Annotated in this window: 11 protein-coding genes; all 11 read left to right on the top strand. The window is 60.5% G+C overall.

Going from position 1 to position 13,060, the window contains the following annotated elements:
• Positions 1 to 2: 2 nt before the first annotated feature.
• Positions 3 to 458, top strand: coding sequence for a protein TolR (gene tolR / locus FHT77_RS14590; RefSeq protein ID WP_025660914.1), 456 nt, complete (start codon positions 3 to 5; stop codon positions 456 to 458).
• Positions 459 to 466: 8 nt separating this feature from the next.
• Complete coding sequence (locus FHT77_RS14585; RefSeq protein ID WP_183755706.1) at positions 467 to 1,597, top strand: cell envelope integrity protein TolA; 1,131 nt, start codon at positions 467 to 469, stop codon at positions 1,595 to 1,597.
• A 22-nt stretch (positions 1,598 to 1,619) separates the two neighbouring features.
• Complete coding sequence (gene tolB, locus FHT77_RS14580; RefSeq protein WP_183755705.1) at positions 1,620 to 2,930, top strand: Tol-Pal system beta propeller repeat protein TolB; 1,311 nt, start codon at positions 1,620 to 1,622, stop codon at positions 2,928 to 2,930.
• A 156-nt stretch (positions 2,931 to 3,086) separates the two neighbouring features.
• Positions 3,087 to 3,617 carry a peptidoglycan-associated lipoprotein Pal gene (gene pal, locus FHT77_RS14575; RefSeq protein ID WP_040675631.1) on the top strand — a complete coding sequence of 177 codons (531 nt, stop codon included), beginning with the start codon at positions 3,087 to 3,089 and terminating at the stop codon, positions 3,615 to 3,617.
• Positions 3,618 to 3,777: 160 nt separating this feature from the next.
• The gene (gene ybgF / locus FHT77_RS14570; RefSeq protein ID WP_183755704.1) at positions 3,778 to 4,779 is read left to right on the top strand and encodes a tol-pal system protein YbgF; all 1,002 of its coding nucleotides are present in this window, start codon (positions 3,778 to 3,780) and stop codon (positions 4,777 to 4,779) included.
• Between the two features lie 12 nt (positions 4,780 to 4,791).
• Complete coding sequence (gene tilS, locus FHT77_RS14565) at positions 4,792 to 6,111, top strand: tRNA lysidine(34) synthetase TilS (protein WP_183755703.1); 1,320 nt, start codon at positions 4,792 to 4,794, stop codon at positions 6,109 to 6,111.
• Positions 6,112 to 6,209: 98 nt separating this feature from the next.
• Entirely contained in the window at positions 6,210 to 8,141 is a 1,932-nt protein-coding gene (gene ftsH, locus FHT77_RS14560) for an ATP-dependent zinc metalloprotease FtsH (protein WP_016557215.1), read from the top strand.
• Positions 8,142 to 8,378: 237 nt separating this feature from the next.
• A complete protein-coding gene (gene glmM / locus FHT77_RS14555) occupies positions 8,379 to 9,731 on the top strand; it encodes a phosphoglucosamine mutase (RefSeq protein WP_114714619.1) in 1,353 nt (450 codons plus the stop codon).
• Between the two features lie 191 nt (positions 9,732 to 9,922).
• Complete coding sequence (locus FHT77_RS14550; protein ID WP_183755702.1) at positions 9,923 to 10,693, top strand: outer membrane protein; 771 nt, start codon at positions 9,923 to 9,925, stop codon at positions 10,691 to 10,693.
• Between the two features lie 178 nt (positions 10,694 to 10,871).
• Positions 10,872 to 11,672 (top strand): outer membrane protein, encoded by an 801-nt coding sequence (locus FHT77_RS14545; protein WP_183755701.1) that lies wholly within the window; start codon positions 10,872 to 10,874, stop codon positions 11,670 to 11,672.
• 141 nt (positions 11,673 to 11,813) lie between these two features.
• Positions 11,814 to 12,995 carry a phosphoserine transaminase gene (locus tag FHT77_RS14540; protein WP_183755700.1) on the top strand — a complete coding sequence of 394 codons (1,182 nt, stop codon included), beginning with the start codon at positions 11,814 to 11,816 and terminating at the stop codon, positions 12,993 to 12,995.
• The last annotated feature ends 65 nt before the right edge of the window (positions 12,996 to 13,060 follow it).

Here is a 13,060-nt window from a genome sequence, read left to right as displayed (position 1 = left end):
GTATGGGTGCTCCAAGCGGTGGCGGTAGCGGCGGTGGTCGCGGTGGTCGTCGTCGCGGTGGCCACAGAGGTGGTGCCATCTCCGAAATCAATGTGACGCCGCTCGTCGACGTCATGCTGGTGCTTTTGATCATCTTCATGGTGGCAGCACCGATGATGACGGTCGGCGTGCCCGTCGACTTGCCGGAAACACAGGCCAAGGCGCTGAATTCCGAAACGCAGCCGATCACGATCTCGGTGAAGAACGACGGCCAGGTGTTCCTGCAGGAAACGCCGATCCCGGTGGAAGAGATTGCAGCGAAGCTCGAGGCGATAGCGACGACCGGCTACAATGAACGCATCTTCGTTCGCGGCGACGCGACCGCGCCCTATGGCGTGATCGCCGACGTCATGGCTCGCATCCAGGGTGCCGGCTACAAGAACATCGGCCTCGTGACGCAGCAGAAGAAGGACCAATAGCGAACGCTATGAAGGCCAGTATCGTCACATCTGCGGCTCTGCACTGTGCACTGCTTGCCTGGGCGCTGATCTCGATCGGCTCCCCGGAGCAGTTCAAGGTCGAGGATTTCGAGGCGATGCCCGTCGACCTCGTGCCCGTCGAAGAAATGACGCAGATGCAGCAGGGCGACAAGACGGCCAAGCCGAGTGAAAAGCCGGCGCCGAAGCCGACGGCCAAGCCGACCAATGTCGAAAACGCCGAGAACATGGGCGAGAACAAGGTCGACCTTAAGACGCCGCCGGTCCCGAACGCCAAGCCCAGCAATAACGAGAGCGCTGCTGCCCCCAAGGCCGTCGAAAAGCCTCTTCCTCAGAATGATCCCGTCCCCAACGACGTGAAGGAGATCATGAAGGAGGAGACGGACGTCGAGCCGAAGCAGGTCGCGTCCATTACGCCGCCGAAGCCCGAAATCACCCCGCCGACGCCGCCAAAGCCTGAGGAAACGCCACAGGAACAGCCGGAGCCACCGAAGCCGGACGCCGAGGCGCTGCCGGACAAGGTTCCGACTCCGGTCGTGAAGCCGCAAGCCAAGCCGCCGGAACAGAAGCCGGCCGAAAAGCCCCCGGAGAAAAAGACCGAGGATCAGGCGAAGGCGGACGAGAAGCCGACGGACAAGAAGAAGGCCGACAAGAAGCAGGAGAAGGCCAAGTCCGCCTCCTCCAAGCAGAGCGACTTCAACGCCGATGATATCGCGGCGCTGCTGAACAAGCAGGACCCGTCGAATGGTGGCGCCAAGAGTTCGACCGAGGTTGCATCGCTCGGTGCCAAGAAGGCTACCGGCGGCTCAAAGCTTTCGATGAGCGAGATGGATGCGCTGCGCAGCGCGATCGCCGGCAACTGGTCGGTTATTCCTGGGATGGAAGGTGCCAGCGACGTTCGCATCAAGGTCCACATGAAGCTGGACCCGGATGGCAACATCATCGGTTCGCCCGAGGTCGAAGCGGTTGGCGGCACCAACGAGGCGACGCGCATGGCGTTGGCAAGCGGTGCCAAGCGTGCCGTCATGAAGTCGTCGCCTTTCACCACTCTCCCAAAAGACAAATATGACGCCTGGGGCGAGGTTATCGTCAACTTCGATCCCAGCGATCTAGCCCTTTAAAATGCTGAAAGGCTTGTCCTCCATGACCAAGTGTTCCCTCATTCGCGCCTTGATGGTCGCCGTCGGCATGATAACCACTGCGGTTGTCGCCACGCCGGCCAACGCGCTTGTCGAAATCAACATCAACAAGGGTAACGTCGAGCCGCTGCCGATCGCGATCACGGACTTCCTGCAGGGCGACATGGGCGCGCAGGTTTCGCAGGTGATTGCCGCCGACCTTCAGCGCTCCGGCCTTTTCAAGCCGATCGACAAGAACGCCTTCATCGAGAAGATTTCCAACCCGGATTCCGCTCCGCGCTTCGAGGACTGGAAGGTCATCAATGCGCAGGCACTCGTGACCGGTCGTGTGACGCAGGAAAGCGACGGTCGTCTGCGCGCCGAGTTCCGTCTGTGGGACACGTTTGCCGGCACGCAGATGACAGGTCAGCAGTTTTACACGCAGCCTGAAAACTGGCGCCGCGTGGCCCACATCATCGCCGACGCGATCTACAAGCAGATCACCGGCGAGGAAGGCTACTTCGATACGCGTGTCGTGTTCGTTTCGGAGTCCGGCACCAAGCAGGAGCGCAAGCGCCAGCTCGCCATCATGGACCAGGACGGCTTCAACGTCCGCATGCTGACGAACGGCAGCGACCTCGTTCTCACGCCGCGCTTCTCGCCGAACCGGCAGGAAGTCACCTACATGTCCTTCGCCAACCAGCAGCCACGGGTTTACCTGCTGCAGCTTGAAACGGGACAGCGCGAAGTTGTCGGCAACTTCCCGGGCATGACCTTCTCCCCGCGCTTCTCGCCGGATGGCCAGAAGGTCGTGATGAGCCTTCAGCAGGAAGGCAACGCCAACATCTACACGATGGACCTGCGTTCACGCACGACGACGCGCCTGACCTCGACTGCGGCCATCGATACCTCGCCGTCCTATTCGCCGGACGGCGGACGGATCGTGTTCGAAAGCGACCGTGGTGGCAAGCAGCAGATCTACGTCATGAATGCCGACGGCTCCGGCCAGACGCGTATCTCCTTCGGCGACGGCAACTACTCGACGCCGGTCTGGTCTCCGCGCGGCGATCTCATCGCCTTCACCAAGCAGTCGGGAGGCAAGTTCTCGATCGGCGTCATGAAGCCGGACGGTTCGGGCGAGCGCATCCTGACGACGGGCTTCCACAACGAGGGCCCGACCTGGGCGCCGAATGGCCGCGTCATCATGTTCTTCCGCCAGGCCGCAGGTGCAGGTGGTCCGCAGCTCTACTCGATCGATCTGACGGGCTATAACGAGCAGCTCATCAAGACCCCGACCTACGCTTCCGACCCCGCCTGGTCGCCGCTTCTCGAGTAGAAAAGCCTGTGGATGTGCCTTTTTGTCGCCGCAAAAATCCCTGATTGGGGCGACTGAGGGACAAATCAACCATCTGTTAACCATAATTCTTGAATGCCGATTAACCCAATACGGTTACAGTCCGGCAACCTTAATCAAGTCGCAAGGAGACCGGCCATGAGCCGAATTCACACCCCGGCAATGAGCCGCATGCAGAATTTCGCCCGCAACCCCGTCATGATCGCGCTTGTCGCCGGTCTTGCTCTGGCCGGTTGCGCCAACAAGAAGAACATGGCCAACAGCGCCGGTGATCTCGGCCTTGGCGCCGGCGCCGCAACGCCGGGTTCGGCTCAGGACTTCACCGTCAACGTCGGCGACCGCATCTTCTTCGACACCGATTCCACCTCGATCCGCGCGGACGCCGCCCAGACGCTCGACCGTCAGGCTCAGTGGCTCGCTCGCTATCCGAAGTATGCCATCACCGTCGAAGGTCACGCCGACGAACGCGGCACGCGCGAATACAACCTTGCCCTCGGTGCTCGCCGTGCAGCCGCTACCAAGGATTACCTTGCTTCGCGCGGTGTTCCGGCTCAGCGCATGAAGACCATCTCCTACGGCAAGGAACGCCCGGTCGCCGTCTGCGACGATATTTCCTGCTGGTCGCAGAACCGCCGCGCGGTCACCGTTCTGGGTGGCGCCGGCATGTAATTGCCGGGAAATATTACAATTTCGAAAGGCGGCTCCATTGCGGGCCGCCTTTTCTTTTTGAACACACTTTGGCCAGTTTCCGTTGCTTTTTGAAAGCAATTGGAAAAATCTCCTGTTCGTGCCAAAGGGTGCGAAGAATCACTGGGACAGGACGAACCATATGAAAAAACTTGTCGTTGCGGGCATGCTGTGCCTCGCGGCCGTGGCCGGGGCGGGCCAATCGGCGAATGCGACGTCGATTTTGGGTTGGCAGATCGGCGGCAAAGCCGCGGATCGGCAGCCTCAGGCACCGGTCGTAAACGTGCAGGCCGGCGGAGCTGAAGTTCGCGTTCAGCAGCTTGAAGAGCAACTGCGCCAGCTGAACGGCCGCATCGAGGAGATGAGCTTCCAGCTGCTGCAGATGCAGGAAACGATCCGCAAGGCGCAGGAAGACAACGAATTCCGCTTCCAGGAGCTGGAAAAAGGCGGCGGTGGCAGCAGTGCCGGCGGTAGCACCAAGACAATGAAGAAGAGCGAGGCCGATGTGCCTCCTCCGGTTCAGGGTCAGAGCGGCGATGATGTCGCCCGCGTGATCCAAGCACCACAGGGAGCCGAAACGGCTCCCTCGACCGATGTTCCGACAAACGAGGGTCTCGGTCAGCCGCCGAAGCAGCTCGGCTCGATGGAGTTCGACAAGAACGGCAATCCGGTCGGCGGCTCGGTCAACGAGAATGCCACGGTTGGATCAGGCCCGGTTCCGGGTGTCGATTCCGGTCGTTCGTCGCAGACTGCGTCGCTCGGCAGCGAAGCCGATCAGTACAAGGCTGCCTACGGCCACGTTCTGTCCGGTGACTACTCGACGGCAGAGCAGGAGTTCACCCAGTATATCGCTCAGTATCCGAGCAGCGCACGGGCAGCCGACGCGAATTTCTGGCTTGGCGAGGCGCTCTACTCGCAGGGCAAGTATAACGAAGCCGCCAAGCGGTTTCTCGATGCGCACAAGAAGTACGGCAGCTCTGAAAAGGCGCCGGAAATGCTGCTGAAGCTCGGCATGTCGCTCGCAGCGCTCGACAATACGGAAACCGCATGCGCCACGCTGCGGGAAGTCCCGAAGCGTTACCCCAAGGCTTCGCGTGCCGTCATAACCAAGGTCGCCAGCGAGCAAAAACGCCTCGCCTGCTAAGGTCTTCCGGTTTTGTGCCCGGACGGCCCCCTTCTACCTGAGACGGCAGCGCGCCGTTTTCTTGCATCGCTGACCAAGCCCACGCGCATTCTTGTCGCGATTTCAGGTGGAAGCGATTCAACCGGCCTGCTTCTGGCGCTTGCCGAAGCTCTCAAGGCCACACCCAATTCAACAATCTCTCTTTGTGCTGCCACCGTCGATCATACCTTGCGAGCAGAATCGGCCGAGGAGGCGCGCGAGGTTGCAGCCTTCTGCAGCTCGCTTGGTATCCCGCACTTGGTCAAGGTGTGGCAGGGCGAAAAGCCCAAGGCAGGGATCATGGCGGCGGCGCGCGATGCTCGATACGCCTTGCTTGCCGATGCCGCCGAAAGCCTGAGCGCCGATATTGTCGTGACCGGGCATACGGCAGACGACCAGCGCGAGACGCTTGCCATGCGCAAGGAGCGCTCTCAGCAAGCCAGCACCGGTATTGCGGACCTCGTCCTTTTCGATCGAAGCCTCTGGATAGCTCGGCCACTGCTCAGCTGCAGACGGGAAGCTATTCGCGACTTTCTCCGTGCGCGACAGGTTGCCTGGATCGATGACCCGAGCAACGACGATCCGAAATATGAGCGCGTTCGGGTGCGCTTGCGGCTGGCGGGGGAAGCGGAGGTTGCGTCTGGCGCGGACGGGGCAATTGTGCGCGCGGCGCTCGCCACGTCGGCGGGCCGATGGTTGCATCAGTATTTTGCCCTGCATTCTCCTTGGATAGGTCAGGTGATGCCGGCCGGGCTCGCCGATCGAGAGACGCTTTGTTATGCCGTTCCACGCCTTGCGGCAGTGTTCGGCGGACAGGCATTCCCGCTCGGGCGAAAACAGACGGATGATGTGCTCGGTCTTGTTGAAAGTGGGAAGCCGGGCCGGATAACCGCGGGCAGGGTGGTCTTCGACCTTCGGCGCGACGGGCTCTTTCTTGTCCGCGAAAGCCGCGGCATTTTGCCGTTGACGTTGACGCCGGGTGCGCGCGGTCTCTGGGACAGCCGGTTCCTCGTTGAAAACGGATCTCCGGACGACATCACTATTCTTGCAGGTCAACACGGGCCCGTCAGCGGTCGACTGCCCAGGGATGTTGTTCGGCGAGCCTTGGCGGCGGCACCACGCATCGTTGATTTCGCAGGAGAAGATCCACTGGCGAGTGTTGGCGAGAAAGTACGGATCAGTCCCTATTTTTCGCCCTTCGACCGTTTTTTGACACGATTTGATTTCATCTTCGCAGATAGCCTTGCGGCTGCCTTTGGTACACGCCCCTATCCAAAACCGCCTTTAGGTCTTATTGACGGAAAATCTATCTAACAGTCCAGTTTGCCTTGGCATTCACCTGAGGCAATCCTATGTTAGAGGCCAAATAAGACGGTCGCCATGAGGCGGCTGTTCCAGTGCTGGGGAGTTCGATGAACCCTAACTTACGTAATTTCGCCTTGTGGGCAATCATAGCTCTGCTGCTGATTGCTCTGTTCAGCATGTTCCAGACGTCGCCGGCGCAGACCAGCTCCCGCGAAATCCCTTATTCGCAATTCTTGCGTGAAGTGGATGCGGGCCGCGTAAAGGAAGTCGTCGTCACGGGCAACCGCGTGTCTGGCAGCTATGTTGAAAATGGCACCACCTTCCAGACTTATACCCCTGTCGTTGATGACAACCTGCTCGATCGCCTGCAGCAGAAGAACGTCCTGGTTTCGGCGCGCCCGGAAACCGACGGTTCGTCGGGCTTCTTGAGCTATATCGGCACGTTGCTGCCGATGCTGCTGATCCTGGGCGTCTGGCTGTTCTTCATGCGGCAGATGCAGGGTGGTTCGCGCGGCGCGATGGGCTTCGGCAAGTCGAAGGCCAAGCTGCTCACCGAAGCGCATGGCCGCGTCACGTTTGATGACGTCGCCGGCGTCGATGAAGCCAAGCAGGACCTCGAGGAAATCGTTGAATTCCTGCGCGATCCGCAGAAATTCCAGCGTCTCGGCGGCAAGATTCCGCGCGGCGTGCTGCTGGTCGGCCCTCCCGGCACCGGTAAGACCCTGCTCGCACGCTCCGTCGCAGGCGAAGCAAACGTGCCGTTCTTCACGATCTCGGGCTCCGACTTCGTCGAAATGTTCGTCGGTGTCGGCGCAAGCCGCGTCCGCGATATGTTCGAGCAGGCCAAGAAGAACGCGCCTTGTATCATTTTCATCGACGAAATCGACGCCGTCGGTCGCCACCGTGGCGCCGGTCTCGGCGGCGGTAACGATGAACGCGAGCAGACGCTGAACCAGTTGCTGGTCGAGATGGACGGCTTTGAAGCCAACGAAGGCATCATCCTGATCGCTGCGACCAACCGTCCCGACGTTCTCGATCCGGCACTGCTGCGTCCGGGCCGTTTCGACCGCCAGGTCGTCGTTCCGAACCCCGATATCGTCGGCCGCGAGCGCATCCTGAAGGTTCACGCCCGCAATGTGCCGCTGGCACCGAACGTCGATCTCAAGGTTCTGGCTCGCGGGACGCCCGGTTTCTCCGGTGCTGACCTGATGAACCTCGTCAACGAAGCTGCCCTGATGGCCGCGCGCCGCAATAAGCGCGTCGTGACTATGCAGGAGTTCGAAGACGCCAAGGACAAGATCATGATGGGCGCCGAGCGCCGCTCTTCGGCGATGACCGAGGCGGAAAAGAAGCTGACGGCCTATCACGAAGCCGGTCATGCCATCACCGCGTTGAAGGTTCCCGTTGCGGATCCCCTGCACAAGGCAACCATCATTCCGCGCGGCCGTGCGCTGGGCATGGTGATGCAGTTGCCTGAAGGCGACCGCTACTCCATGAGCTACAAGTGGATGGTGTCGCGCCTCGTCATCATGATGGGTGGTCGCGTTGCAGAAGAGCTGACCTTCGGCAAGGAAAACATCACCTCCGGCGCATCGTCCGATATCGAGCAGGCCACCAAGCTTGCGCGTGCAATGGTCACGCAGTGGGGCTTTTCGGATGCGCTTGGCCAGGTCTCCTACGGTGAAAACCAGCAGGAAGTGTTCCTTGGTCACTCGGTTTCGCAGTCGAAGAATGTTTCTGAGGCCACCGCTCAGACGATCGACACCGAAGTCCGTCGCCTGATCGACGACGCCTATTCGGAAGCGCGCCGCATTCTCACCGACCACCACGAGGAGTTCGTGGCGATCGCCGAGGGGCTGCTCGAGTACGAAACGCTGACGGGCGAAGAGATCAAAGCGTTGATTCGCGGCGAGAAGCCGTCGCGCGATCTCGGCGATGACGCGCCGCCCAGCCGCGGTTCGGCCGTGCCGAAGACCGGCACGCGCCCAGCGACAAAGGGTGACGAGCCGGAGGCTGGCCTGGAGCCGCAGCCGCATTGATTTCTCTTGCAGAATGACCGAAAGGCCGGGTCCGTTAGGACGCCGGCCTTTCGCGTCGGTAACGCGATGTAATGGGTTTTCTTGCTAATTTACGTGATGGACACCGCGATTTATGTCATGCCGGTGACATAGCGAGGCCTCATTTGGGGCTCTTGTAGCGATAATTCCGCCTGTGGCGGCTCATTTTTACAAGCGGTAATGCGCAGCCCGAAGGCGCGCCAAGGCACAGGGGTGCATATGAAAAGACGCTATTTCGGTACGGATGGCATTCGCGGTCAATCCAACGTGTTCCCGATGACACCGGATCTTGCGATGCGAGTTGGTATCGCAGTTGGAACGATCTTCCGGAGAGGCAACCACCGTCATCGCGTCGTCATAGGCAAGGACACCCGCCTTTCGGGCTACATGCTCGAAAACGCAATGGTGGCCGGCTTCACCGCGGCAGGCGTCGATGCGTTCGTTCTCGGTCCTATACCGACACCGGCCGTAGCTATGCTGACGCGGTCCTTGCGTGCTGATATCGGTGTCATGATCTCCGCCTCGCATAATCCCTACGAGGACAACGGCATCAAGCTCTTTGGGCCGGATGGCTACAAATTGTCCGACGATCTGGAGTCGCAGATTGAGGATTTGCTTGAGAAGGATCTGTCCTCGCAGCTTGCGAAGTCGGATGACATCGGCCGCGCCAAGCGCGTTGACGGCGTTCACGACCGCTACATCGAGCACGCCAAGCGCACGCTGCCGCGCGACGTGACGTTGCAGGGATTGAGGATCGCGATCGATTGTGCCAACGGGGCCGCCTATAAGGTCGCTCCAGCTGTTCTCTGGGAACTCGGTGCCGATGTCGTGACCATTGGCAACGAGCCGAACGGCACGAACATCAATCTCAATTGCGGTTCTACCAGCCCGGTCGCGCTGCAGAAGAAGGTCGATGAAGTGCGCGCCGATATCGGCATTGCGCTTGATGGCGACGCCGACCGCGTCATCATCGTCGACGAGAACGGCGCGGTTGTCGATGGCGACCAGCTGATGGCTGTAATTGCCGAAAGTTACGCCGAGAGCCAGCAGCTTCGCGGCGGCGGCATTGTTGCGACCGTGATGTCCAATCTCGGGCTCGAGCGCTTCCTCGACGACAAGGGACTTGGTCTCGTGCGTACGATGGTCGGTGACCGCTACGTTGTCGAGCACATGCGTCAGCACAACTACAATGTCGGCGGTGAACAGTCCGGACACATCGTGTTGTCGGACTATGGCACGACGGGCGACGGCTTGGTGGCCGCGCTGCAGATCCTCGCCGCGGTCAAGCGGACCGGCAGGACGGTCAGCGAAGTGTGCCGTCGCTTCGACCCCGTGCCGCAGCTCCTCCGTAACGTGCGCATCTCCGGCGGCAAGCCGCTCGAGGATATTCAGGTGCAGAAGGCGATTGCCGATGCGGAGGCCGAGCTCGCAAAGAATGGCCGCCTGGTTATCCGCCCGTCCGGAACGGAGCCTCTGATCCGCGTCATGGCCGAGGGTGATGATCGCTCGCAGATCGAGCGGATCGTCAACGAATTGATCGGCACGATTTCGAACGTGCGCTCCGCGGCCTGAAGTCGACATTCACGCTTTTTGTCGGGTGCCGCCAGCGTCCCAGCTGGCGCGCGTCCGTTCCCGTAACATCATGATAAATATCTTGTAAATTTAATCGGACATTAACTCTAATTTGTAAGAGTCCAGGATGAATAAAGGTCAGACGCGGTCTAGTGGCGCGTGCTGGGTATTGATTGTTCCTGGAGAATACTATGAAGAGATTTTTGATTGCCGCGGCCGCGGCGCTGATGGGAGGTGTCCCGGCTTTCGCTGCCGATCTTTATGTCGACCCGGCGCCGCCACCGGTTCCCGTCTTTGGCGGATGGTACTTGCGCGGCGATATAGGCATGACCAATCAGCGTCTTGGCAGCATGCAGCACGAGCTGTTTGACGACGTTGATTTTCGCGAATTTGTCGATGACGGCAGCTTTGACAGCGGGCCGCTCGGTGGGCTTGGTGTTGGCTACCAATTCAACCAGTGGCTTCGTGGCGACGCGATCGTCCAGTATCGCGGCAAGACTGATTTCTCTGCGCTTGATCGTTATGGACACACCGATGCAACGGGCACGGCTGTCTGGGATGCCACGAATGACTACGACGGTGCCAAGTCGGAATGGCTGTTGATGGCCAACGCCTATGTCGATATCGGCACCTGGGAGGGCATCACGCCGTATGTGGGCGCCGGTATCGGTGCGTCACGCAATACGATCTCTCGTTTCCGCGATGTTAATGTCCCTACGCTCGGAGTTGCATACGGGGACAGCGACTCCACGTGGAACTTTGCATGGGCGCTGCACGCCGGGATCGGCTATCAAGTGACCGACCGCCTGACCGTCGATTTTGGCTACAGCTACGTTGACCTTGGTGACGCAAAAAGCGGCCGGCTCCGCTCCTATGATGACACCGTTAACACCGGCCCGATGCACTTCAACAACATTACCTCGCACGACTTCAAACTCGGCCTGCGCTACTCGCTGCAATAGCCAATTCGTTCATCGTTGCAGGAGCTTTCGACTTCAAGGCCGCCGTCACGGCGGCCTTTTTCGTGGTTTGAACCTCAATCGAAGTTAACAAATATGGTTAACCGCGCGTTAGCATCTCGCTGGAATAATACCGCATGGTCAGTCATGCGGGCACCGCTTTGCCCGGTCGGGAATTGCAATGAAATCGTCCATCACGATCCTCGCCACTGCGGCAAGCCTTGTCCTGCTTGGTGGGCGGGCGATGGCGGAGGAGCCCCCTATTGCTGAGGCACCGGAGATAAGCATTCCGGGCGACTCGTCCACGACCGGCTGGTATCTCCGCGGTGATCTTGGTTATGCTCCATGGACCGGCAACGAAACGCCGGACTACCGCTTCGATGACGGGGCTACCCACGAGTTCGATTCGGCACGCTTCTCGAAGCCCGTTTCTGGCGGTGCGGGGATTGGCTATCAATTCACCGACATCTGGCGCGCCGACCTGACGGGGGATTTCTTCAAAAGCGATTTTACCGGCACGGCCAACACAAATCTGCCTTGTGCCGCATCCTCGCCTGCCGGGACCGCCTGCACCTCCGGTGTGCGCGCCGATCTTCGGGCCTATGGCGTCATGACCAACGGCTATGCGGACCTTGCGACCGTTGCCGGCTTCACCCCATATGTCGGCGCCGGCATTGGGATAACCAACGTCAGATGGGGCAGCGTACGTTCGCAACCCGAGTGCGTCGATGCTGCTTCGGCCTGTTCGGCGGCAGCGTTTTCCCCCCAAGATTTTAACGGCGATAACAGCTGGCGCTTCACCTATGCACTGATGGCCGGCCTCAGTTATGAAATCACCAACAACATCAAGGTCGATTTGGGCTATCGCTTCTCCGATATTGCTGGCGGCAGCATGTTTACCGCCCCCTCCGGGACCAGCGGCCGCGACGACGGATTGACGCGGCACGAGATTCGTATCGGTTTGCGTATCGCCGGCTGGTAGTCCGCGACGCAGTGACGCGCGTAGACCAAAAAATCCTCCAGTTGCGACTCTTGCCCGTTGACTATGTCAGGCGCGATCTATATCCACGGCGGCGGGACACCTCTCCCCAACGAGAGGCTAATTACCTGGAAGGGTATACATATGGCCGCTGCCACCGCAAAGCCGGACGTCCGTCCGAATAACACCCATTTTTCTTCTGGCCCTTGCTCGAAGCGTCCCGGTTGGTCGCTCGAAGCCCTTTCCGACGCGCCGCTTGGCCGTTCGCACCGCGCGAAGATCGGAAAGACGAAGCTCAAGCAGGCCATCGATCTCACCCGTGACGTGCTCGAAGTGCCGGCGGATTACCGCATCGGCATCGTGCCCGCTTCCGACACCGGCGCCGTCGAAATGGCGCTATGGTCGCTGCTCGGCGAGCGCGGCGTCGACATGGTCGCCTGGGAAAGCTTTGGCGCCGGCTGGGTCACCGACGTCGTCAAGCAGCTGAAGCTGAAAGACGTCCGCAAGATCGAAGCCGGTTACGGCGAGCTGCCGGACCTTTCGACCATCGATTTCGACCGCGACGTCGTCTTCACCTGGAACGGCACCACCTCGGGCGTTCGCGTTCCGAACGGCGACTTCATCCCGGCCGACCGCAAGGGCCTGACGATCTGCGATGCCACCTCGGCTGCTTTTGCGCAGAACCTCGATTTTGCCAAGCTCGACGTTGTCACCTTCTCCTGGCAGAAGGTTCTCGGCGGCGAGGGCGCTCATGGCGTCATCATCCTGTCGCCGCGCGCTGTCGAGCGTCTGACGACTTACGCACCGGCCTGGCCGCTGCCGAAAATCTTCCGCATGACCTCGGGCGGCAAGCTGATCGAGGGCATCTTCACCGGCGAAACCATCAACACGCCGTCGATGCTCTGCGTCGAGGACTATATCGACGCACTGCTCTGGTCGAAGGATGTTGGCGGCCTGAAGGGCCTGATGGCCCGCGCCGACGCCAATGCCAAGGTCATCGCCGACTTCGTCGCCACCAATGACTGGATCGCCAACCTGGCCGTCAAGGCCGAGACGGCTTCCAACACCTCGGTCTGCCTGAAGATCACCGATAAGGACGTTCTGGCACTCGACGCCGACGGCCAGGCGAACTTCGCCAAGGGCATCGTCAGCCTGCTCGACAAGGAAGGTGTCGCCTACGACATCGGCCATTACCGTGACGCTCCGTCTGGCCTGCGCATCTGGGCCGGCGCCACGATCGAAACTGCAGACATGCAGAAGCTGATGCCGTGGCTCTCCTGGGCGTTCGAAACGCAGAAGGCGACGCTTTCCCAGGCTGCCGCCTGAGTTGATCGCATCCGGCTCCGCCGAACGGGCGGAGCCTCGCAATCCCGATTACATTCCATCGTTGA

This window comes from Rhizobium sp. BK181, assembly GCF_014193305.1.
In the GTDB taxonomy this organism is placed as follows: domain Bacteria; phylum Pseudomonadota; class Alphaproteobacteria; order Rhizobiales; family Rhizobiaceae; genus Rhizobium.
Note: the sequence above shows the minus strand (reverse complement) of the source record. Positions and strands in the feature narration are given on the sequence as shown.